Annotated in this window: 22 protein-coding genes; 11 read left to right on the plus strand and 11 right to left on the minus strand. The window is 59.1% G+C overall.

The features are described 5' to 3' along the window. Positions 1–3: 3 nt before the first annotated feature. The 3 genes from ACIQJ2_RS10220 to iolG form a co-directional block, all read right to left on the minus strand. The gene (locus ACIQJ2_RS10220) at positions 4–363 is read right to left on the minus strand and encodes an SRPBCC domain-containing protein (protein ID WP_400670196.1); all 360 of its coding nucleotides are present in this window, start codon (positions 361–363) and stop codon (positions 4–6) included. After that, positions 360–674, minus strand: coding sequence for an ArsR/SmtB family transcription factor (locus ACIQJ2_RS10225; RefSeq protein ID WP_400670198.1), 315 nt, complete (start codon positions 672–674; stop codon positions 360–362). Before ACIQJ2_RS10225 ends, ACIQJ2_RS10220 begins: the two co-directional genes overlap by 4 nt. A gap of 211 nt (positions 675–885) precedes the next feature. Further along, positions 886–1,878, minus strand: coding sequence for an inositol 2-dehydrogenase (gene iolG / locus ACIQJ2_RS10230; RefSeq protein WP_400670200.1), 993 nt, complete (start codon positions 1,876–1,878; stop codon positions 886–888). Between the two features lie 361 nt (positions 1,879–2,239). Here iolG and ACIQJ2_RS10235 point away from each other — a divergent pair, with 361 nt between their 5' ends. After that, entirely contained in the window at positions 2,240–2,776 is a 537-nt protein-coding gene (locus ACIQJ2_RS10235; protein ID WP_400670203.1) for an AAA family ATPase, read from the plus strand. 144 nt (positions 2,777–2,920) lie between these two features. Then, on the plus strand, positions 2,921–3,181 hold the full coding sequence (locus ACIQJ2_RS10240; RefSeq protein WP_400670205.1) for a hypothetical protein: 261 nt from the start codon (positions 2,921–2,923) through the stop codon (positions 3,179–3,181). Here ACIQJ2_RS10240 and ACIQJ2_RS10245 read toward each other — a convergent pair whose 3' ends face one another. Both ACIQJ2_RS10245 and ACIQJ2_RS10250 read right to left on the minus strand, forming a co-directional pair. Then, positions 3,182–3,655, minus strand: coding sequence for a hypothetical protein (locus tag ACIQJ2_RS10245; RefSeq protein ID WP_400670208.1), 474 nt, complete (start codon positions 3,653–3,655; stop codon positions 3,182–3,184). A gap of 67 nt (positions 3,656–3,722) precedes the next feature. After that, on the minus strand, positions 3,723–4,730 hold the full coding sequence (locus ACIQJ2_RS10250) for a LysR family transcriptional regulator (RefSeq protein ID WP_199142753.1): 1,008 nt from the start codon (positions 4,728–4,730) through the stop codon (positions 3,723–3,725). A gap of 271 nt (positions 4,731–5,001) precedes the next feature. On the opposite strand from ACIQJ2_RS10250, the gene chvE reads away from it, so the two are divergent. The 8 genes from chvE (at position 5,002) to ACIQJ2_RS10290 (ending at position 16,067) form a co-directional block, all read left to right on the plus strand. Beyond that, the gene (chvE, locus tag ACIQJ2_RS10255) at positions 5,002–6,066 is read left to right on the plus strand and encodes a multiple monosaccharide ABC transporter substrate-binding protein (protein ID WP_400670211.1); all 1,065 of its coding nucleotides are present in this window, start codon (positions 5,002–5,004) and stop codon (positions 6,064–6,066) included. Between the two features lie 105 nt (positions 6,067–6,171). Beyond that, the gene (gene mmsA / locus ACIQJ2_RS10260) at positions 6,172–7,710 is read left to right on the plus strand and encodes a multiple monosaccharide ABC transporter ATP-binding protein (RefSeq protein WP_199142750.1); all 1,539 of its coding nucleotides are present in this window, start codon (positions 6,172–6,174) and stop codon (positions 7,708–7,710) included. Next, positions 7,707–8,915: a multiple monosaccharide ABC transporter permease gene (gene mmsB / locus ACIQJ2_RS10265; protein ID WP_400670215.1), complete on the plus strand. Its 1,209-nt coding sequence runs from the start codon at positions 7,707–7,709 to the stop codon at positions 8,913–8,915. The genes mmsA and mmsB overlap by 4 nt, the downstream gene beginning before the upstream one ends. 116 nt (positions 8,916–9,031) lie before the next feature. Beyond that, entirely contained in the window at positions 9,032–10,030 is a 999-nt protein-coding gene (gene araD1, locus ACIQJ2_RS10270) for an AraD1 family protein (RefSeq protein WP_400670219.1), read from the plus strand. Positions 10,031–10,095: 65 nt separating this feature from the next. Beyond that, positions 10,096–11,529 carry an aldehyde dehydrogenase family protein gene (locus tag ACIQJ2_RS10275; protein WP_400670223.1) on the plus strand — a complete coding sequence of 478 codons (1,434 nt, stop codon included), beginning with the start codon at positions 10,096–10,098 and terminating at the stop codon, positions 11,527–11,529. Positions 11,530–11,592: 63 nt separating this feature from the next. After that, positions 11,593–13,338, plus strand: coding sequence for an L-arabinonate dehydratase (araD, locus tag ACIQJ2_RS10280; RefSeq protein WP_400670225.1), 1,746 nt, complete (start codon positions 11,593–11,595; stop codon positions 13,336–13,338). Between the two features lie 291 nt (positions 13,339–13,629). Further along, positions 13,630–14,265, plus strand: a complete 636-nt coding sequence (gene catB, locus ACIQJ2_RS10285) for a type B chloramphenicol O-acetyltransferase (RefSeq protein ID WP_400670228.1) — start codon at positions 13,630–13,632, stop codon at positions 14,263–14,265. A 374-nt stretch (positions 14,266–14,639) separates the two neighbouring features. Next, positions 14,640–16,067, plus strand: a complete 1,428-nt coding sequence (locus ACIQJ2_RS10290) for a serine hydrolase domain-containing protein (RefSeq protein WP_400670230.1) — start codon at positions 14,640–14,642, stop codon at positions 16,065–16,067. Positions 16,068–16,227: 160 nt separating this feature from the next. Here ACIQJ2_RS10290 and ACIQJ2_RS10295 read toward each other — a convergent pair whose 3' ends face one another. The 4 genes from ACIQJ2_RS10295 to ACIQJ2_RS10310 form a co-directional block, all read right to left on the minus strand. Next, positions 16,228–17,052, minus strand: a complete 825-nt coding sequence (locus ACIQJ2_RS10295) for a transglutaminase domain-containing protein (RefSeq protein ID WP_400670233.1) — start codon at positions 17,050–17,052, stop codon at positions 16,228–16,230. A 12-nt stretch (positions 17,053–17,064) separates the two neighbouring features. Next, a complete protein-coding gene (locus ACIQJ2_RS10300; RefSeq protein ID WP_400670236.1) occupies positions 17,065–18,006 on the minus strand; it encodes an alpha-E domain-containing protein in 942 nt (313 codons plus the stop codon). Between the two features lie 6 nt (positions 18,007–18,012). Then, entirely contained in the window at positions 18,013–19,422 is a 1,410-nt protein-coding gene (locus tag ACIQJ2_RS10305) for a circularly permuted type 2 ATP-grasp protein (RefSeq protein WP_400670238.1), read from the minus strand. A gap of 116 nt (positions 19,423–19,538) precedes the next feature. Next, a complete protein-coding gene (locus ACIQJ2_RS10310; protein WP_400670240.1) occupies positions 19,539–19,766 on the minus strand; it encodes a hypothetical protein in 228 nt (75 codons plus the stop codon). A gap of 62 nt (positions 19,767–19,828) precedes the next feature. Here ACIQJ2_RS10310 and ACIQJ2_RS10315 point away from each other — a divergent pair, with 62 nt between their 5' ends. Then, positions 19,829–20,722: a DMT family transporter gene (locus ACIQJ2_RS10315; RefSeq protein WP_199142732.1), complete on the plus strand. Its 894-nt coding sequence runs from the start codon at positions 19,829–19,831 to the stop codon at positions 20,720–20,722. Positions 20,723–20,777: 55 nt separating this feature from the next. Here ACIQJ2_RS10315 and ACIQJ2_RS10320 read toward each other — a convergent pair whose 3' ends face one another. Both ACIQJ2_RS10320 and ACIQJ2_RS10325 read right to left on the minus strand, forming a co-directional pair. Further along, positions 20,778–22,490, minus strand: a complete 1,713-nt coding sequence (locus tag ACIQJ2_RS10320) for a DEAD/DEAH box helicase (protein WP_199142975.1) — start codon at positions 22,488–22,490, stop codon at positions 20,778–20,780. Positions 22,491–22,821: 331 nt separating this feature from the next. Further along, entirely contained in the window at positions 22,822–23,145 is a 324-nt protein-coding gene (locus tag ACIQJ2_RS10325; protein WP_400673445.1) for a hypothetical protein, read from the minus strand. Positions 23,146–23,182 lie beyond the last annotated feature (37 nt).

The raw sequence follows: 23,182 nt of genomic DNA on the forward strand, positions 1-23,182 counted from the left end.
GCGTCAGGCGGCGCGCATGACGGGCAAGCCGTTATTGTTCGCAACGGCCTTGTTCGTTTCGCGAAGCCGCGCATCATCGAGCTCATGGATGATGCGCAGGCTCGTGCCGCCGGTTGCGTTCGGCAAGACCCTGAAGGTCACGGTGCTTTCAAGGAATGGTGGCGTATCATCGCGCAGCCTGTAGCGAACTTCCTCGCCGTGGACGACGGAAATTGCCTCAGGACTGGCCAGGGCTTCTTTCGGCAGCCAGTTCTCGCGCAGTTCGGGAGTGCTGACCGCGCGCCAGACTTTGTGCGGCGGCTGGTTGAAGTGGTATTCCAGTTCGATGCTGTTGTGCCGCACGGGGTTCTTGAGATCGTTCATTGGTCCATATCCTTCAACAAGCCCTCGAGAGCTTCCATGCGAGCAGGCCAGTAGGCGCGGTATTTCGCCAGCCACTGCGCAATGAGTGCGAGACCTTCCGGATCAACTTCATAGTTCACGAAACGCCCCTCGCGGTGCTCCCGGACCAGTCCGGCGCTTCGAAGCACCGCAAGGTGCTGGGACATTGCCGGCTGACTGATCTCAATGCCTTCGCGCAGTGCGCTGGCATTCATTTGGCCCAGGGCCAGCTTTTCAAAGATGGCGCGCCGGGTCGGGTCGGCCAAGGCACGGAATATTTCGTTCTCTATCATCACAACAGATAAGCATGGACTTATGTGATTCGCAAGGGAATTCTATTGCACTCAATGGCTGGCCGACCCTGATTATCAATGGCGAGCGTCGCAGGGCTCGTCACGTATGCGAGTCTCGGACGCGGTGAAGCGCGAAAACAAAAGTCCGCCGCGAAGCGATTCGCGACGGACTTATCGGGAGGATCATGTTTTCCGCGGGAAGCCGAGCGGATTAGTCGACCTTTACCAGACGGCCTTCCTTGACCGACTGCAAGGCGGCGTCCGCCAGCTTCAGGGCGGCGAGGCCGTCGGCGCCCGACGGTGTGATGGTCGCGCCCTTTTCGATCGCGGCGATGAAGCTTGCGATTTCGTTGGCGTAGGCTTCGGTATAGCGCGTCATGAAGAAATCATGCAGCGGCGGGCGGGTATAGCCATCGCCATTGGCAACTTCGATGGAGAAGGGGCGCTGGTTTTCGGCAGCGACCATGCCCTTCGAGCCGTGGATTTCGATGCGCTGATCGTAGCCGTAGGTGGCGCGGCGCGAATTGGAGATAACAGCCTGCTTGCCCGATGCCGTCTGGAGGATGACGGAAACGCTGTCATAATCGCCGGCTTCGCCAATCGCCTTGTCGACGAGAACTGCGGCGGTCGCGGTCACGGCCACCGGCTCTTCGCCGAGCAAGAAGCGCGCCATGTCGAAGTCATGGATGGTCATATCGCGGAAGATACCGCCGGAGCGCTTGATATAATCGACAGGCGGGGCGCCCGGATCGCGCGAGGTAATCGTCACCATCTCGACGGCGCCGATGCGGCCTTCGTCGATGGCCTTTTTCACGGCCATGAAATGCGGGTCGAAGCGGCGGTTGAAGCCAACCATAAGCTTGCCCTTGGTTTCGTCGACGACCTTGATGCAGGCCTTGACGCGGGCGAGATCGAGATCGACGGGCTTCTCGCAGAAGACGGCCTTGCCGGCGCGGGAGAAGCGCTCGATGAGATCGGCATGGGTATCGGTCGGCGTGCAGATCACGACGGCGTCGATATCCTTTGCGGCTTCGATCGCTTCGATAGTGCGTACCTCGCAGCCATATGCGGCGGAAATAGCTTCGGCAGCGGCAGGGAAGGCGTCCGCGACAGCAACAAGCTTGGCGTTGGCATCGCCGCTGACGGCCTTCGCATGCACCTTACCGATACGACCAGCACCGAGCAGGCCAAATCTTACAGTCATTCTTACCTCCCTGGATTCGGAACAAATGAACCGAATAATGATCTAGATGGAATTTTCATTCCATCTTCCGGAGGCGGCGTCAAGCCACCCGTTCTTCACAATTGCGAAAATGACAATACGATATTGGCCTCTGCTATGTGAGGTCCCAGCATCTCATCAAACTGTGAAAATCGATCGAGATGCAAGGATTGGTGCTGTCGGCAATGCGACATCGTCGGCACTTCTTCGCCGAAAGCATTTTCCCTGATAAGTCGTCGAGCAAGATTGCCGAAGGTGCCGGCTTTTGTGATGATGGAACACGGTTGCAAATTGTTGGTTCGATCAGGGATTTGCTTGAGCATGGACTGGACAGGTCGACGCCATGATAAACCATTCAAAAGAAGTTCTCATTCTGACTGGTCCGCCAGGATCAGGGAAGACGACGACGGCGCAGGCTCTCGCGCGCCAGCCCGGATCGCCAAAGGTGCATCTTCATTCCGACGACTTCTGGCACTTTATCAAGAACGGGGTGATCCCACCCTATTTGCCTGAGGCTCATGAGCAGAATGCGGTGGTCGTCGACGTTTTGAAAGAGGTTGCTGCGCGTTATGCTCAGGGCGGCTATTTCGTGATCCTGGATGGGATCGTTGGTCCCTGGTTCCTGGAGCCATTCAGATCTATTCCCGTGCCGCTTCACTACGTCGTCCTGCGACCGCCGCTCGAAGCGGCCATCCAGCGTTGCAGAGAGCGGGGTGGGGGTACTCTAACCGATCCGGAGCCCATTACCGCCCTGCATCAGCAGTTCTCTTCCCTCGGGCCACTTGAGAGGCATGCCCTGCCAACCGAGGGTTACGATCGTGCAGAAACACTTTCCCAGGTGATAAGGGCCGTACAGAGCGGAACTTTTCGCCTCGCATGAGATCGCAGGTTTGCAACGGCGATAATTCTGTATTCCTGCAGGCGATCAAGAACTGGCCCATCACTTCTTATTTTACTCAGACAGCTTCACAATTTTCCCGCGGATGCGTTAAAGACAAGTCTTCTTGAACAGGCAAAGAGACCTATGCAACTGATCGATCCCAGCCATCCCATGTACAAGCCGCTTTGGGTGCGCATCCTCATCGTGGCCGTCTGCTTTGGCTGGGCAGCTGTCGAAACGCTTGGCTCGCAACCGTTCTGGGCGATGCTGTCAGGTGCGCTGGGCGCCTATGCCGCCTGGATGCTGCTTTTGAATTTCAAGCCACTGCCCCCGGCAACAAATACTGAAACTCCGTCGCAGGATGATGCCGAAGAGAGCGATACGCCGGCGGACGACAAAAAATAATCACCGCCTGAGGCGGCGAAGGGCTTCGTCGATCAGCTGATTGGCGAGTGTCATGCGGATGGTTGCCTGCTCGCGGAAGAGGACGGCGATGCCGTCCGGATGATTGGCTTTGGCAAAGTTGCGGCGCTTTTCCTGCAGGGCCTCGCGCGTATCATTCGAAGTGATTGCCAGTTCGGCGGCGACTTCTTCGCGTGACGTTCGTACAAGATGCTCCGGCATGACAGGCGGCTCGGGCTCCTGAGGCACCGGTTCGTGCTCTGCTTCCGGTTCAGGCAAAATGATGGGGTCGCCGAGATTGTCGCGATAGGCGTCATCGGCGCGATGCGCCTCCGGCGTCTCGCCGCCAAGCACGGTCGCCGCGAAGCTGACATTCAATCCGCGAATGCGATGCGCGACCTCTTCCTTCTCCGAGGTTTCCTCTTCCGTATCGAGACGGTCGAGTACGGATTGAAACAGTGATTGCTTGAACAGCATGCCGGCCTCCATGCCACCTCCATAAGAGAGGAAGTTGGCGTGGAGCTTATGGCGAGCGGCTCTGCCTCTATGTCAGCGAGAGGGTCTTGCTCTCTTCCAGGATCATATCGTGCAGCAGGCGGGCGCTCGGCGGCATGGCCCGCTCGCGTGCGGTGATGAGGCTATAGGGCCTGACGTCGATATCGAAATCGGTCGGCAATATGCAGGACTCGCCGGCTCGCGACGATTGCCCGCATATGAATTGCGCCATGTCGAGTGCGATTGGCGCGATCGCATCCGTCTTGCAGACGACGGCGAGGGTCAGCAGCAGTGATGAGGTATTGACGACGTTTTCCGGCAGCGGCACGCCGGCGGCAAGGAATATGTCCTCCACTTTACGGCGCAGCAAGGTTCCGGGCGGCTGGAAGACCCAATCGTAGCGGCCGAGATCCTCTAGGCTCGCAGGCCCCTTTTCGAGGAGCGGATGGCCGTTGCGGACCACGAGACAGGCTTTTTCCACGCCGATTTCGTGGGCCAGGAACAGGCGTGGGTCGAGATCGTCGGGGATGCGGCTGATGATAAAATCATGACGCGCTGCCAGAAGCTCTCGTGCCAGAACATTGCTGTTTTCGACCTCGATATTGATCTCGATACCCGGATAGCTGCGCGTGACCCGCTGGATGGCGGGGACGACGAGGCTGATGGCTGGAGCGGTTACGGCTCCGAGGAAAACCGATCCGCCTCTTCCTGTCCGCAGGGCGCCGAGTTCGCGGCTCGCTTCGCGCAGCTCGAGGAGGATCTTGCGCGCGCGCTTGGCAAGCGAGAGCCCGAAAGGGGTCAGCACCACGCCCCGCGCGACGCGCTCGTAAAGCGGGCTTTTGACAATGGACTCCATTTCCGAGAGCATGCGTGAAGCCGCAGGTTGTGACATGTTCATGGACTCGGCGGCGGCGGAGATCTGGCCATGATCCTCGATTGTGACGATCATCCGCAGGTGATTGAGCTTCAGGCCCGCCTTGAGCAACGTGTCGTCGCGAAAACTATCGGAATGAATCTCGATGCCTTCGCTGACATAATCGTTATATATTTTCTCCATAACGGCCAAATTTCCTGTTCGTCGGCAAAAAAGTACTATTTTTTATAATTATACCAAACATGGTATATGTTTAGCCAGTTATTCTATTTGACAGTTATACGAAATCGTACGAGTTTGCCCATCGTGCGCTGGTTGCAGTTCACAAGACGTGAGGGCGTGGAGGAGACCTACTTCGTTTCTCACAATTGGAAGTAAACCATTCCTTCTACGAAACCTGCTGCAGTTTCGGGCGGGCTTTTTGTCCGTCATTTTATCAACAAGGGAGAGAGTAATGAAATCCATTATCTCATTGATGGCCGGCGCTGCGCTCGGCGTCGTTACGCTGGTCGCACCTGCCTTCGCGGCGGATAAGGGCACTGTCGGTATCGCCATGCCGACCAAGGCATCGGCTCGCTGGATCGACGACGGCAACAATATCGTCAAGCAGCTCCAGGCCGCCGGTTACGGCACCGACCTGCAGTACGGCGATGACGACATTCCGAACCAGCTCTCGCAGATCGAGAACATGGTCACCAAGGGCGACAAGGTTCTGGTCATCGCATCGATCGACGGCACCACGCTGTCCGACGTTCTGCAGAAGGCTCATGATGCCGGCATCAAGGTCATCGCTTACGACCGTCTGATCCGCAACAGCGGCAATGTCGACTACTACGCCACGTTCGACAACTTCAAGGTTGGCGTTCTTCAGGCCGGCTCGATCGTCGACGCTCTCGGCCTCAAGGATGGCAAGGGTCCGTTCAACATCGAACTGTTCGGCGGTTCTCCGGACGACAACAATGCCTTCTTCTTCTATGACGGCGCAATGTCGGTCCTGAAGCCGTACATCGACAGCGGCAAGCTGGTCGTAAAGTCCGGCCAGATGGGCATGGACAAGGTCGGCACGCTGCGTTGGGATCCGGCAACGGCCCAGGCTCGTATGGATAACCTCCTCTCGGCCTACTACACCGACGCTCACGTCGACGCCGTTCTGTCTCCTTATGATGGTCTCTCCATCGGTATCCTCTCCTCGCTCAAGGGCGTAGGCTACGGCACCGGCGGTGTGAAGCTCCCGGTCGTTACCGGTCAGGACTCCGAAATTCCTTCGGTCAAGTCCATCATCGCTGGCGAGCAGCACTCCACTATCTTCAAGGACACCCGTGACCTCGCAAAGGTCACCGTCAACATGGTCAACGCCCTGATGGAAGGCAAGACGCCTGAAGTCAACGACACCAAGACCTACGACAACGGCGTCAAGGTTGTTCCGTCCTACCTGCTGACCCCGGTCGCAGTCGACAAGACCAACTACGAGAAGATCCTCGTCGAAGGCGGCTACTACAAGGCCGATCAGCTGAAGTAATCTTCTGATATAGCGGTCAGGGCTCGCTCGAAGGCGGGCCCTGGCTTTGATATTTAAGACGATCGCGCGGTCTGCTATGTTCGATCGCGGCGTTGGATTTGGACTATGGACGATACCATTCTCGAAATGCGGAACATCACCAAGTCGTTCCCCGGTGTGAACGCCTTGGAAAATGTCAATCTGAAGGTCCGCCAGGGCGAGATTCACGCTCTGGTCGGCGAAAATGGAGCCGGCAAGTCAACCCTGATGAAGGTGCTCTCGGGCGTCTATCCGGCCGGCACTTACGAGGGCGACATCTATTACGATGGCGCGGTCCGTCAGTTCAGGACGATCAGGGATTCTGAAGATATCGGCATCATCATCATCCATCAGGAGCTGGCGCTCGTGCCGCTTCTGTCGATCGCCGAGAACATCTTCCTGGGCAATGAGGTCGTCGCCAATGGCATGATCAATTGGCAGGAAACCTTTACTCGTACCAAAAAGCTGCTCGACAAGGTGGGCCTCAAGGAATCACCGAACACGTTGGTGACCGATATCGGCGTGGGCAAGCAACAGCTGGTTGAGATCGCCAAGGCTCTGTCGAAGAGCGTTAAGCTGCTCATTCTCGACGAGCCGACAGCATCGCTCAACGAAAGCGATTCCGATGCGCTGCTCAATCTCCTCATGGAATTCCGGAACCAGGGCATCACGTCGATCATCATCACGCACAAGCTGAACGAAGTGCGCAAGGTGGCCGACGAGATCACGGTTCTGCGCGACGGCATGGCCGTCAAGACGCTGAACTGTCACGAGGAAGAGATCAGCGAAGACATCATCATTCGCAACATGGTCGGCCGCGAGCTGGCCGACCGCTATCCGCCGCGCTCGGTGCCGATCGGCGAGACGATCTTCGAAGTCAAGAACTGGAATGCCTTTCACCAGCAGCATCGCGACCGCCAGGTGCTGCACGATATCAACGTCAATGTGCGCAAGGGCGAAGTGGTCGGCATTGCCGGTCTGATGGGCGCAGGACGTACCGAATTTGCGATGAGCGTGTTCGGCAAGTCTTACGGCCACAAGGTCAGCGGCGACGTCTTCGTCCATGGCAAGCCTGTCGACACCACCACGGTACGCAAGGCGATCGACGCGGGTCTCGCTTATGTGACCGAGGATCGCAAGCATCTCGGCCTCGTTCTGTCAAACAGCATCCTGCACAATACGACGCTTGCCAATCTGCTCGGCGTTTCCAAGGCGACAGTCATCGACGATGTGCGCGAGTTGCAGGTGGCGACCAATTATAGGGCCAAGCTGCGCATTCGTTCGGCCGGCGTCTTCCAGGAGGCGGGCAACCTGTCCGGCGGCAACCAGCAGAAAGTGGTGCTGTCGAAGTGGCTGTTCTCCGATCCGGATGTCCTGATCCTCGACGAACCAACGCGAGGTATCGACGTCGGCGCCAAATATGAAATCTATTCCATCATCAACCAGCTTGCCGCCGACGGAAAAGGCGTTCTGATGATTTCATCGGAAATGCCCGAGCTTCTCGGCACTTGCGACCGCATCTACGTCATGAACGAAGGTCGCATCGTCGCCGAACTGTCGAAGGCAGAGGCAAGCCAGGAGAGCATCATGCGCGCTATCATGCGCTCAGGGGAGAAACAACAATGAGTTCGGCCAACCCAGCCACGGAAAGCAGCAACGTCGTCTCCGTTGGCGATCATATCCGCAACAATATTCGCGAATACGGCATGTTGATTGCGCTCGTGGTGATCATGCTGTTGTTCCAGTGGCTGACCGGCGGCGTGCTGTTCAGGCCGCAGAATCTCACCAACCTCGTTCTACAGAACTCGTTCATCGTCATCATGGCGCTGGGTATGCTGCTGGTCATTGTGGCTGGACATATCGATCTGTCGGTCGGCTCCGTTGTCGGCTTTGTTGGCGCGGTCGCCGGCGTGCTTGTCGTGCAATGGCATATGAATCTGGCGCTTGCGACGGTTATTTGTCTTCTGATGGGGGCTGCGGTCGGTGCGTGGCATGGATACTTCATCGCCTATCATCGCATTCCGTCGTTCATTGTGACGCTTTCAGGCATGCTGGTTTTCCGCGGCCTGACCTACGCGATCATCAATACGACCGGCAACGGCAGCAGCATCGGCCCGTTTCCGCCGGCATTCCAGATCGTCGCCACGGGCTTCATCCCTGATCTTGCAGATGTGGGCGGCATTCATTCGACGTCGATTCTGCTGACAGTCGCCATCCCGATCGTGATGTTCTTCCTGTCGTGGCGCCGCCGCGTTGTGAACGAGAAGCACGGTATCGATGTCGAGCCGTTCGCCTTCTTCGTCGGTCAGAATCTGGTGGTTGCGGCTGCGGCCATTTTCATCGGTTATCAGATCTCCTCCTACAGAGGTCTGCCGAATGTTCTGGTTCTCATGCTGCTGCTGATTGCACTCTACGCTTTCGCAACGCAGCGCACGACGATCGGCCGCCGCATCTATGCCATGGGCGGCAACGAGAAGGCGACGAAGCTTTCGGGTATCGATACCCGCCGTCTGACGTTCTACACCTTCATCAACATGGGCGTGCTTGCCAGCATCGCCGGCATCATCATCGCCACGCGCCTGAACTCCGCAACCGCCAAGGGCGGCGACGGTCTGGAGCTTGACGTGATTGCGGCCTGCTTCATCGGCGGTGCTTCGGCTTCCGGCGGCGTCGGCAAGGTCACCGGTGCTGTCATCGGCGCCTTGATCATGGGTGTCTTGAATCAGGGCATGTCGATCCTCGGCTACCAGACGGACTCGCAGAAGATGATCAAGGGCGCCGTCCTGCTCGCTGCCGTGTTCATCGACGTCTACAACAAGAACAAGGGTTGATCGGTTAGCGATCAACCAAAGCTTTTAAAACCAAATCCATGACAGAGTCCGGCTCTCGCTGAGAGCCGGAGCGGTGAACTGCATCCGATCTCTGTCTTCTCGGAAGGATGAAAAACATGCTCATCTCGCAGATCAAAGGTTCGAACGGCGAGATTGTCGTTGCCGTCCGCAACGGCCCCGGCGAAATCGCCAAGGCTGTCGTTAACGCCGGCAGCGTTTACAAGCTTGCCATAGAAGCCGCCGATAGCGGCAAATCGCTGGCATCAGTCATCGAGGCGCATGGTCTCGGCGAGGCGATCGATCTGGAAAAGGTCTATGCCGAGGGCCGCTTCCTGCCGCCGATCACGCATCCCGACGCTGCGCATCTGCATTTGACGGGCACGGGCCTTACGCATCTCGGCTCGGCTGCGACGCGCGATTCCATGCATAAGAAGACGACGGAAGCCGCTGAAGAGACGCTGACCGACTCCATGAAGATGTTCAGGATGGGCATCGAAGGCGGCAAGCCGAAAGCGGGCGAGAAGGGCGTGCAGCCCGAATGGTTCTACAAGGGCAATGGTTATGGTGCGGCAGCTCCCGGTGCTGCGCTGATATCGCCGTCCTTCGCGCTCGACGGCGGCGAGGAGCCCGAAATGGCCGGCATCTATGTCATCGCCAAGGACGGGTCGCCGTTTCGCATCGGCTTTGCGCTATCGAACGAGTTTTCCGATCACGTCACCGAGCGGATCAACTATCTCTATCTCGCGCATTCCAAGCTGCGTCCGGCGAGTTTCGGTCCGGAAATCCGCATCGGCGCTGCACCGGAGGATATTCGAGGCACCTCGCGCATCAAGCGCGGTGATAAGGTGATCTTCGAAAAGCCTTTCCTTTCCGGAGAAGCGAACATGTCGCACACCTTCGCCAATCTGGAATATCATCATTTCAAATATGGCCTCTTCCGCACCCCCGGCGATGTGCATGTACATATGTTCGGCACAGCGACACTCTCTTTTGCCGAGGGCATCAAGCCGGAACCGGGTGATGTCTTTGAAATCGAGGTTGCCGAATTCGGCCTGCCCCTGCGCAATCCGCTGGCAGTCGCCGCCGAAGAGAATGTGGCTGTTCGCCAGCTGTAATTCGGTGAGACCGGCTGCTACGGTTGGCCGGTCATCCTCAATACGAACCAGGAAAGCATGACGCCATGACCATTCATCAGAATCTGATTGCCGGCGAGTGGACCGGAACGACCGGCGCCGAAAATATCAACCCGTCCGACACCAACGAAGTCGTTGGCCTCTACGCCAGCGCAAATGCGCAGGACGTCACGGACGCGATCGCTGCAGCCAAGGCCGCTTTTCCGGCATGGTCCCGTTCGGGCATTCTTGAGCGTCATTCCATCCTGAGGAAGACCAGCGACGAAATCCTGGCACGCAAGGACGAACTCGGCGCGCTGCTCGCCCGCGAAGAAGGCAAGACGCTGCCGGAAGCTATCGGCGAGACCATCCGCGCCGCGCAGATTTTCGATTTCTTCGCCGGCGAGGCACTGCGCCTTGCGGGCGAGGTGCTGCCCTCCGTGCGGCCGAACATCGGCGTCGAGATCACCCGCGAGCCGCTCGGCGTCATCGGCATCATCACGCCCTGGAATTTCCCGATCGCCATTCCCGCCTGGAAGATCGCGCCGGCGCTTTGCTACGGCAATACCATCGTCTTCAAGCCAGCCGATCTGGTGCCCGGCTGCTCCTGGGCGATCGTCGATATCCTCAACCGCGCCGGCCTGCCGAAGGGCGTCCTGAACCTCGTCATGGGCAAGGGCTCGGTCGTCGGCCAGGCGATGCTCGACAGCCCGGTTCTGTCCGGCCTCACCTTCACCGGCTCGGTCGGCACGGGAAAACGCGTCGCGCTTTCCTCCGTCGAGCATGGCCGCAAGTATCAGCTCGAAATGGGCGGCAAGAACCCGATGGTCGTTCTTGACGACGCCGATCTGACGGTTGCCGTCGAAGCCGCCGCCAACTCGGCCTTCTTTTCCACCGGCCAGCGCTGCACGGCCTCGTCGCGCCTGATCGTGACCGAAGGCATTCACGACAAATTCGTGGCCGCACTGACGGAAAAGCTGAAGACGCTCAACGTCGACAACGCCCTGAAATCGGGCACGCATATCGGCCCTGTCGTCGACGCCAAGCAGCTGAAGACGGATACGGATTATATCGAGATCGGCCGACAGGAAGGCGCCAAGCTCGCTTTTGGTGGCGAGCTTATCAGCCGCGACACGCCCGGCTTCTACCTGCAGCCGACGCTCTTCACCGAAGCGACAAACCAGATGCGCATCAGCCGCGAAGAGATTTTCGGGCCGGTTGCCTCAGTCATTCGGGTCAAGGATTACGAAGAGGCGCTCGCTGTCGCCAACGACACACCGTTCGGCCTGTCCGCCGGCATCGCCACCACAAGCCTGAAGCATGCGACGCATTTCAAGCGCAATGCCGAAGCCGGCATGGTGATGGTCAACCTGCCGACGGCAGGTGTCGACTTCCACGTGCCCTTTGGTGGCCGCAAGGGCTCGTCCTTCGGTCCGCGCGAGCAGGGCAAATATGCCGCCGAATTCTTCACCACGGTCAAGACCGCCTACACGCTGGCCTGACCATCGAATTCAAAGCCCGGGCGCGAACGAGGCGGCCCGGGCGACACAAAAGGTACCGAGACTATGAAAAAGAAAGCTGAATGGCCGCGCAAGCTGCGCTCGTACGACTGGTTCGGCGGCACCGGCAAGAACGCGATCATGCATCGTTCCTGGATGAAGAACCAGGGCCTGCCGGCCGACACCTTCGATGGCCGCCCGATCATCGGTATCTGTAATACCTGGTCGGAGCTGACGCCTTGCAACGCGCACTTACGCGATCTTGCCGAGCGCGTGAAGCGCGGCGTTTACGAAGCGGGTGGCTTTCCTGTCGAATTTCCGGTCTTCTCCGTCGGCGAAAGCACGCTGCGCCCGACCGCAATGATGTTCCGCAACCTCGCGGCCATGGATGTCGAGGAGGCGATCCGCGGCAATCCGGTCGATGGCGTCGTGCTGCTCGGCGGCTGTGACAAGACCACGCCGAGCCTGCTGATGGGCGCGGCCTCTGTCGATATCCCGGTCATCCTCGTTTCCGGCGGCCCGATGCTGAACGGCAAATGGCGCGGCAAGGACGTCGGCTCGGGCACAGCGATCTGGCAGTTCTCGGAGATGGTGAAGTCCGGCGAGATGTCGCTGGATGAATTCATGGATGCGGAGCAGGGCATGGCCCGCTCGGCCGGCAGCTGTATGACCATGGGTACGGCCTCGACCATGGCGTCGATGGCCGAAGCGCTCGGAATGACCTTGCCGGGCAATGCGGCCATTCCGGCTGTCGATGCCCGCCGTCGCGTCATCTCGCAACTGTCAGGCCGCCGCATCGTCGACATGGTCAAGGAAGATCTGAAGCCCTCCGACATCCTGACCAAGGAAGCCTTTGAGAACGCCATCCGCGTCAACGGCGCCGTCGGCGGTTCGACCAATGCCGTTCTGCATCTGCTGGCGCTTGCCGGCCGCGTCGGCGTCGAGCTGTCGCTGGACGATTGGGACCGCCTGGGCCGCGAAGTGCCGACGATCGTCAACCTGCAGCCCTCCGGCAAGCATCTGATGGAAGAGTTCTACTATGCCGGCGGTCTGCCCGTCGTTATCAAGGCTGTGGGGGAGATGGGCCTGCTGCATAAGGATGCGATCACCGTCACAGGCGAAAGCATCTGGGCCGGCGTCAAGGATGTCGTCAACTACAATGACGACGTCATCGTGCCGCGTGAGAAGGCGCTGACGCAGTCGGGCGGTATTGCGGTTCTTCGCGGCAATCTCGCGCCGAAGGGCGCCGTCCTCAAACCATCGGCCGCTTCGCCGCATTTGATGCAGCACAAGGGCCGCGCCGTGGTCTTCGAAAGTATCGAGGACTATCACGCTCGCATCAACCGCGACGATCTCGATATCGACGAAAACTGCATCATGGTGCTGAAGTACTGCGGTCCGAAGGGATATCCGGGCATGGCCGAAGTCGGCAATATGGGTCTGCCGCCGAAGGTGCTGAAGAAGGGTATCACCGACATGATCCGCATTTCCGATGCTCGCATGTCCGGCACCGCCTACGGCACTGTCATCCTGCACACAGCTCCCGAAGCCGCCGATGGCGGGCCGTTGGCGCTGGTTCAGAACGGCGACATCATCGCCGTCGACGTTCCCGGCCGCACCATCCAGCTCGAGGTTTCTGACGAGGAACTGGCAAAGCGCCGCGCCGCCTGGGTTTCCCCGGTCAAGCCGCTCAACGGCGGCTACGGCGGTCTCTATGTGAACACTGTCATGCAGGCCGATACCGGCGCCGACCTCGACTTCCTCGTCGGTCCGCGCGGCTCGGAAATCCCGAACAATCGCGATAGTCACTGAGATCGGCGCTTTGAAGCACTACCAGGGGCGGGATGAAAATCCCGCCTTTTTCTATGGCGTGCACTGGATGTAAGGTGAAGGAAGCAACCATGGCATGTGTTAAAGGCGGATGTTCTTGTCTCGCTGGTCTTCCCGGGATATGAGGGCCGCATGAAACTTTGTCGAAGTATCATCTGCATGGTGCTCTCGCGCTAACCGCGTGGAGAGCGTGAGCGCGAGCAATGTTCAAATTGCTCGCGGCGTTGTCGCTTGCCATTCCGCAGGCGCATTTTCTCATGCAGTGAGTACTACATGGACAATTTTTTCGAGAGCCCTTTCAAGGGCAAGACCCTCGTTGAGCAGGTCACCCATCCCAACATCCTCGTCGGCCGCTATAGCTATTATTCGGGCTATTATCACGGCCACGGTTTTGACGACTGCGCGCGGTTTCTTCCTCCGGCGAAGGGTGTCGACAGGCTGATCGTGGGCAGTTTCTGCTCGATCGGATCAGGCGCCGCCTTCATCATGTGCGGAAATCAGGGGCACAGGCACGATTGGATCAGCACCTTTCCATTCTACTGGATGTCGGAAGTTCCGGCCTTCGCGGAGGCGGAAAACGGCTATCTGCCGGCGGGGGATACCGTGATCGGCAACGACGTCTGGATCGGTTCCGAGGCGATCGTGATGCCGGGCGTCAAAATCGGCGACGGTGCGATCATCGGCACGCGTGCGCTGGTGACGCATGATGTCGAGCCTTATGCGGTCGTTGGCGGCAACCCGGCCCGCACGATCCGCAAGCGGTTTGACGATGACCGCGTGCGACTGCTTCTTGAGATGAGGTGGTGGGACTGGTCAGACGATCAACTGAAGGCGGCGATGCCGATCCTGACCAGCGGCGATATTGAAGCCCTCCATCGTCATTGGCGGGATTCCGTGAAATCTAACTGATCCTGAAGCGGGCAGTTGATGCCCGCTCGCAATCAAACCATTGGCCGCAGGAACTCTCGCTTCGCGAGAGGACTTGCGGCCAATCTGGAGGAGTAGCGCCATCAAGCTCTCTCAACTAGGCCGGAAGCATCCGCTGCGGCTAGGCACGCATGGCAATCTGGGCATAATGTACCATCCTGCGTTGGGGCGTAGTCTTTGCGTGATCGGAGATCATTGTGGACATGCAAGTCAGGAAACGCTCTGCCCTACGTGCAATCTTTAGCTTATGTGCTGTGTTCATCGGGGTTCAATTCGGGCCGGCATGTGCGCAGGACACTGGTCGATCGATCTGGCCAACCAAACAATGGCTGACATCAACACCGGAAGAGCAAGGCATGGATTCTGCCGCGCTCGCCAAGCTTGTCGCCTACGGGGGACGCAACAGCTTTGACAGCCTTCTCGTCGTGCGTCACGGACTGATTGTCACGGAGGCCTATTATGCCCCTTACATCGGCAATATTCCACACCAGATATTCTCTTCGACAAAGGCGATCACCGGCACTCTTCTAGGCATGGTCTTCAAAGACGGCCTGCTCGACCGGCTCGATCATCCAGTGCTCGATTTCTTCAGCAATCGGGCGATTGCGAATATTGATCAGCGAAAGAAGGCCATCACAGTCCAGAACCTTCTGGATATGACCTCCGGGCTCGACTGGGATCAGGGATTCGAAGGCGCCAAGCAGCAAACGATGTTCGATTTGGAGCTAAGCTCCAATTGGACCCAGTTCATTCTGGATCGCCCGATGGCGCATCCACCGGGAGAGGTTTTCAATTACAGCAACGGCAGTCCCGATCTGGTTTCCGCCATTATCACCGAGCTGACCGGCAAGCTTGCCGAGGACTATGCGCGAGAGAAGCTGTTTACCCCGTTGGGCATTGTCGATTGGCATTGGGATCGTGATCCGCAAGGTCTCTCCAAAGGGCATGGGATGCTATATCTGCTGCCGCGCGACATGGCGAAGATCGGCTACTTGTATTTGCACCATGGCGAATGGGACGGGGCGCAACTTCTGCCGGTCGGTTGGGCGGATGTCTTGAGCCACAGGCTCGTCAATGTGCATGCATCGAACAATCCGAATGAGAGCTATTCGAACTTTATCTGGGTCTTTCCCGATAGGCATGTTTACATGGCGAATGGCAAAAACGGCCAATTGATCGTGGTGTTTCCCGATTTAGATGTCGTTGTGGTGACCACCGCCAGGCAGCAGCTTCGGTACAAAACCCTGATCGATGCTGTTTCCGATGCGGTGAGGTCCGAGTCTTCGCTGCCGTCGAATCCGAAGGCCGTTGCGCAGCTTGCCGATGCCGTCAAGGATGCTGCCATCGAGAAGCCGACGCCCGTCGGCCCAACGCCCGAGATTGTCTCCAAGATTTCGGGAAAGACATACGAGTTTCCCAGCAACGCCTATGGATTAAAATCGTTCACTCTCGATCTGACCAATCCTCGCCCGCATTTCGAAGTCGAATTTTCCTTGCATTATCCCGCCGGCTCGTCGGTCAGGTATGACACGCCGATCGGACTTGACGGGCTCTATCGCAAAGGATCTCCGGTGCTCGCGGACCCGGACGCGGGTCGCATTACCGCAGCCAAAGGAACATGGTTGGATGCGCAGACATTCGTGATCGACGCGCCGCAATTGGGTTATGGCGAACAGCAGGAACTTATCCTGACATTTAACGGCAAGACCTTGAGGCTTCATCGCACAGTCGCCGTGGGCGAAGGTACAGACATCTCGCTCGATGGCCAGCAAGCGACGAATTAGAGCAGTTTCAGGGAAAATGCGCGGGCGCTTTTCCGTCCGGGAATACGCAACGAAAGATGACGATAGCGGGCTTTCGCGAGTCAATGAAAAGCGGAAAGACGTCAGCCGAAAAATTCGTCACTTGATCGATAGGGCAAAGCTTCAAGCCGAAGCGGATTTGTTAGCTTTGGCTCTGGCTCTGACTTTGCTCCTGGTTCGCAACCGTGACCTTTACGGTGAGGGTTTCACCCGGCGTGCCGACCCGCATGCCGGAAACGGGAGCGGCGTCTCTATAGCACAGGCCCGTCGCGATGCGGACGTAGCGGGCATCCGGACAGACGTCGTTGGCTGGATCGAAGCCGACCCATCCGAGGCCGGGAATGTGCGCTTCCGCCCAGGCATGTGTGGCTGCCTGCTCATTCTTGCCTTCCATCATCAGGTAGCCGGAGACGTAGCGCGCCGGAATCTGGAGTGCGCGAGCGCCGGCGATGAAGATATGAGCATGGTCCTGACAGACGCCGTTTTTTGCCTCCAGAGCCTGTTCGGCGGTTGTCTCCGTATCGCTGGTGCCGGGCTTGTATTCGACGGATTGATGGATTGCGCTCATCAGCGCGTGCATTCTGGCGAGGTCGCTGTCCCCGGACAGCCCGCGTGTCAGCTCCTTCGTCAGCTTTCCGGCCTTGGTACGCGGCGATTCCCTGAGGAAGAGCCAGAGCGGGGCGAAGCCGGCATGCGGCCCCACCACGCCATTGAGATCCTGCGTTTCCACTTCGCCCGTCGCGACGATCCTCGTCGCTTCCTGCTGTCCGTCGAGCGAGACGAGGGTAACGCGATTGCCGAACTGGTCGTCATATTCCACTTCGGGACTGGCGCCCTCGACGGATAGTTTCCAGTTCGCGACCGTTTGCCCGGTGCCGGTGAGCGGCGTCAAGCGCAAGCGCTGCAGGGAAAACTGCGACGGTTGGTGGTAGCGATATTCCGTAATATGGCTGATCGTCAGTTTCATAATGTCGCCCGCCTACTCATAGAACCGATAGCCATCGGAAATCTCCGCGCCGAGCTTGTTGTTGCGGGCGACGAAATCCTCCAGGAACTCATGAAGGCCCTGATCCATGATGCGCTTGATCGTCAGCTTTTGCAGCGATTGGCGAATGGCTTCGGCCGTTTCATGCGCCGGCAGCCGCTTTTCGTATTCCGCGCCGAGATACCCCATGTTGCTGACGATCTTGTCGTAGCAATAGGCGAGGGAGCGCGGCATCTGCCCATTCAGGATCAGGAAGTCGGCAATGTTGGCGGGCTTGTATTCCGGGTCGTAAGCCCATTTGTAGGCCCTGTGCGCCGACACCGATCGCAGGATCGACTCCCATTGCGCATTGTCGAGCGATGAGCCGACATGCGAGACCGAGGGCAGCAGCACGTAGTATTTCACGTCGAGAATGCGGGCCGTGTTGTCGGCGCGCTCGATGAAGGTGCCGATGCGGGCGAAATTATAGAGTTCGTTGCGCAGCATCGAGCCGTGAAAGGCGCCGCGGATCAGCCCCGCACGCTGCTTTATGACGTCGATCGTCTCGGGCAGTTCGGCCGTCTTCAGCTTTTTGCCGAGGAGGGTCTTCAGTTCGATCCAACATTCGTTGGTCGCTTCCCAAGTGTCACGGGTCAGTGCCGTGCGCACCATGCGGGCATTGTTGCGTCCGTATTCGATACAGGACATCACGCTCGACGGATTGGCCCGATCGCGCATCAGATAGTCGATGGCGTCGGCGCCCGTCATCTTGTCGTGCACCTGGCCATAGGCTTCGCGCACGCCGGCGCTTTGCAGCACGCCGTCCCAATCGTCATCGGCGGCATCGCTGCGGGTCAGCGACATACGTTGTCCGGCGTCGACAAGGCGGGCAATGTTTTCGGCGCGCTCGATGTAGCGGAACATCCAGTAGAGGCCATTCGCGGTTCTTCCCAGCATGTCCGATCAGTCCTCCAGAACCCAGGTGTCTTTGGTGCCGCCGCCCTGGCTGGAGTTGACCACCAGCGAGCCTTCCTTCAGCGCCACGCGGGTGAGCCCGCCGGGAATGATCCGCACCTTGTCGGAGACGAGGACATAGGGCCGCAGGTCGACGTGCCTGGGCGCAATGCCCTTGTTGACCATGATCGGCACGGTCGACAGGGAAAGAGTTGGCTGCGCGATATAGTTGTTCGGCTTGCTCTTCAGCTTCTCGGCAAAGGCAATGCGCTCCTTCTTCGAGGCCGTCGGTCCAACGAGCATGCCATAGCCGCCGGAGCCGTGAACTTCCTTGACGACGAGATCCGCAAGGTACTCAAGCACATATTTCAGGCTGTCGGGTTCCGAACAGCGCCAGGTCGGCACGTTTTCGAGGATCGGTTTACGGCCGGTGTAGAATTCGACGATCTCCGGCATGTAGGAATAGATCGCCTTGTCGTCCGAGATGCCGGTGCCGGGCGCGTTGGCGATGGTGATATGGCCGGCGCGGTAGACATCCATGATGCCGGGGATGCCAAGCGCGGAATCCGGGCGGAAGGTGAGGGGATCGAGGAAATCGTCGTCGACGCGGCGATAGAGGACGTCGATGGCCTCATAGCCGCGCGTCGTGCGCATTTTGACCTTGCCGTCGATGACCCGAAGATCCGAACCTTCTACCAGTTCGACACCCATCATGTCGGCGAGGAACGAGTGCTCGTAGTAGGCGGAATTGTATATGCCTGGTGTCAGCACCGCGACGCGCGGCTTGCCCTTGCAGCCGGGAGGGGCAAGGGAGGCCAGACTTTGGCGCAGCTGCAACGGATAGTCCTCGACGCGCTGCACCTTGTTCTGGTGAAACAGTTCGGGGAACATCTGCATCATCGTTTCGCGGTTCTCGAGCATGTAGCTGACGCCGGAAGGCGTGCGGGCGTTGTCCTCGAGCACATAGAACTGGTCTTCGCCGGTGCGCACGATATCGGTGCCGACGATGTGGGTATAGACGCCGCCCGGGGGACGGAAGCCGATCATCTCGGGTAAAAAGGCATCGTTCTTTTCGATCAGCTCACGCGGGATACGTCCGGCGCGGATGATTTCCTGCTTATGGTAGATGTCATCGAGGAAGGCGTTGAGGGCGATGACCCGCTGTTCGATGCCCTGAGCGAGCTTGCGCCATTCGCGGCCTGATATGATGCGGGGAATGATGTCGAAGGGAATGAGCTTTTCGGAGGAGTCTGCGTGTCCGTAGACCGCAAAGGTAATTCCCGTTTTTCGGAAGATGGTTTCCGCATCTCGGGACTTGGAAATCAAGTGGCCTCTATCCTGGCCAGAGTACCACTCGAAGTATTTCTCATAAGGTGCGCGCGGATTTTCATCCGCAGTCATCATTTCATCAAATGCCAAAGGCGCGGTCCCCGTGTTTTCACCCATTTGAATACAATGATTTTTACAATGCAAGAAGTATGCGCAGTTGCCGATACGAATTTCGAAATATCGAAAAGTGCCGGATTTGCAGGCAGTTAAGAATAGAGCAGCTGTTGCTGGCCTGATCCCGTGGCATTACTCGGACCAAAATTTGAGCATTTGCCTGCTTTGCAGACCGAACGGCTGGGTAGCAGCTGCAATTCCTTCAGCTGCGGATTGCGGTTCGCCAGCGGTGAAGAAAAATTGATCGCTGCTTTCAGCAGATGGATTTTGACCGTTCCGGCAGCTTCGGCTATCAGCCTGGAATCCCCTTCGCGCAGCATTCTGAGTCCACCTTTCTTTGATTTGACCTCCGATGCGCAAAACACATATCGGTCTGAATTCCATGTCCCTCGATAGACTAGCACCGGCGATCTTCGTTCTTCTCTGGTCCACCGGCTGGATCGTCGCCAAGTATGCCTCGCTGCATTCAGGCCCCTTCACGTTCCTGATGATGCGCTACAGCCTGTCGGCGCTTGCCTTCGTACTGCTCTGTTCTTTCACCGGCGCCCGCTGGCCGCGTGATTGGTCGAGCGTCTATCGGGCCATCTACTCCGGCATCTTCCTGCATGGCATCTATCTGGCTGGGCTCTGGTGGGCGATCGCCGAGGGCGTGCCGGCCGGCATTTCCGGCATCATCGCGGCCCTGCAACCTCTAATGACGGCCATGGCGGCGCCATTCCTCGTCGGGGAGCGTATTCAGCCGATCCAGCGTCTTGGCTTGCTGCTCGGCTTTCTCGGCATCGCCATCGCCATATCGCCGAAGCTGCTGGCGTCGGGCACGGCTGATCTCTGGCAGTCAGCGATCCCGCTCGTCGTCAATCTGCTGGCGATGGTATCGGTGACTTATGGAACGCTCTACCAGAAGCGGCACCTTCAAACCGGCGATCTGCGCACCATCGCAACATTGCAATATGTCGGCGCATTGATCGTCACCGTGCCATTGGCCTTCACATTCGAAGGCCTGCATTTCGACGGCACGCAGACGGCGATCCTGTCGCTCCTCTGGTCGGTGTTCGGCCTGTCGATGGGGGCGGTCGGTCTGCTGCTCTATCTCATCCGCCGGGGGCAAGTCTCGCGCGCGGCATCGCTGATCTACCTGATGCCGCCGGCCGTCGCCATCGAAGCGGCGATCGCTTTCGGCGAGCCTCTGACGCTGCCGATCATCATCGGCACTGTCATCGTGGTCATGGGAGTTTATCTCACCAATCGGCGCACGGCGGATGTCGTGCCGGAATAAAATGGAATGATGGAATAAAAAAGGGGGCCGGTTGGCCCCCTTTTTTGATCTTGTGTCAGGCGCGTTCGCGGCGCTGACCGCCATTACCGGGGCCGCGGCGCTTCATGCGGCCGTTGCCGCCATTGCGCTGTTCGCCCTGGCCGTTCTGGTTGCGGTCTTCATTGTGACGACCCGCCGGGCGGCCGTGCGAATGGCGCTGACCGCGATGTGCGCCGGCTTCATGTGCTGCGGCGTTGCCGTTCGCGGCATTGGCATGCTGCGGCTTGCGGGCCGGACGGAAATCGGAGGTTGATGCCAGATCGTTGTCGACTTCCGGACGCGGCGCCTGCTCGTTGCGGCGCTGACCACGGAAATCGGCGTTGCGGTTGTTTTCGCGCTGCGGACGATCGTCGCGCTGACGGCGTTCCTGACGTTCGCCAGCCTGACCGCGCGCTTCGCCATTCTCCTTGTCGAAGAAGGGACGACGAGCCGGGCGAGCCGGACGACCTTCGGCGCGACCCTGACCGGCGCCGCGACCTTGGCCTTGGCCCTGGCCACCACGGGCACCACCGCCGCGGTTGTTGCCGCGAGCCGGACGGCCTCGGTCGGCCGGAGCCTCGCCGCTGGCAACGGCGATTTCGATACCCATCAGGCGCTCGATGTCGCGCAGCAGGCGGATTTCGTCCGGAGCGCAGAAAGCGATGGCGATGCCGTCGCGGCCGGCACGGGCGGTACGGCCGATGCGGTGGACGTAGGCGTCGGGAACTTCCGGCAGATCGTAGTTATAGACGTGCGAAACGCCGGGGATATCGATGCCGCGGGCAGCGACGTCGGTGGCGACGAGAACGCGGATTTCACCGTCACGGAAAGCCTTGAGAGCGCGTTCGCGCTGGCCCTGGCTCTTGTTGCCGTGGATGGAGGCGGCGGCGAAACCGACATGGTCGAGATGCTTCATCAGCTTCTCTGCGCCGTGCTTGGTGCGCAGGAAGACCATGGCGCGGCCATCCGGATTGGCGGAAATCGTTTCCTTGAGGATCTCCGTCTTGTGGTTCTGGCCGGAAACGAAGTGGACATACTGTTCCACCTTGTCGGCAGCCTTGCCCGGAGGCGACACTTCCACCTTGACCGGATTGCTCAGGTAGTCGGAAGCGAGATCGGCGATCGCCTTCGGCATGGTGGCCGAAAACAGCAGGGTCTGGCGCTTGGCGGGGACCATCTTGGCGATTTTGCGCAGATCGTGGATGAAGCCGAGGTCGAGCATCTGGTCGGCTTCGTCGAGCACGAGATGGGTGACATGGCCGAGCGACAGGGCGCGGCGGCTGATGAGGTCGAGCAGGCGGCCCGGAGTAGCAACGAGAATGTCGGTGCCGCGTTCAAGCTGAAGCTGCTGCTTGTTGATCGAGGCGCCGCCCACGACAAGGTTGATCTTCAGCGGCGTCTTGCGGACGAAGAGCTTCAGGTTGTCGGCGATCTGGTTCACCAGTTCGCGGGTCGGGGCGAGGATCAGCGTGCGGACGGTGCGGTTGTCCGGGCGCTTGGCGTCCTTCAACAGCATTTCGATGATGGGCAGGCCGAAAGCGGCGGTCTTGCCGGTGCCGGTCTGGGCGAGGCCGATCAGATCGCGGCCCTGGAGAACAAGCGGGATAGCCTGTGCCTGGATCGGCGTAGGAGTGGCGAAGTTGTTCTGCGACAGCGTATCGACGATCTGCTTGGAGAGACCAAGCGAATGAAAATCGGTCAATTCAATACCTTTCGGGGGCGCCAAAGCAAAAAGGCCGGGTCGCACCATGCGGTCCGGTCTGTCTCTGGCGTCAAGAACCCCGCGTGAAGTGGGAACTTGTAAGTTGGAAAAAGCTTTCCAGCGCATCTGACCGCCTTGGGTGCGGTCTCATTATCTAAAGCGCTTTTGTCCTTCTCTTGCGTACGTCTAGTCCCGCAGGGCACGCTCACGCGGCGGCCGGAAGGTGAAAGCTGAGGCGCATTTGGTCTCATTTGCGCCCAAAGTCAAGGGGCACAGGCAAAAGCTTTTCGATAGACAAAGAAGGATGCCGCCGAAATCGGGCGGCATCCTTGGTCATGAAAATCCGAAAATCGCGCTAGCCGTCGCTGCGTTTCAGGCCTTATCGGCAGATTTCGACACGATATGGACGGCCCCAGCCATCGTGACGCCAGGCCCAATAGCAGCTTGGATAGGGGCGCACATAGACCCGCTCATAGGCGGGGCCGGCGTAGTAGGCAGGATAGGCGGGGTAAGCAGGATAGTAAGCGGGGTATGCCGGTCGTACCGCCCCGGCGACCAGAGCCCCTCCGACGACACCGGCAGCAAGGCCGCCGAAAAAGGCGCCGCGCTCCGAGGCGCCGGCATTGGTAGTGGTTACGGCGGTGGCACTGCCGAGCGTCAGTGCGATCAAGCCGGCCGTCGTTAAAGTGCGAAGCACAGACATTGAAATCCCTTTCCCAAAACAAAGGCCTCCCAGCCGA

This window comes from Rhizobium sp. NPDC092011 (genome assembly GCF_044756305.1).
GTDB lineage: Bacteria > Pseudomonadota > Alphaproteobacteria > Rhizobiales > Rhizobiaceae > Rhizobium.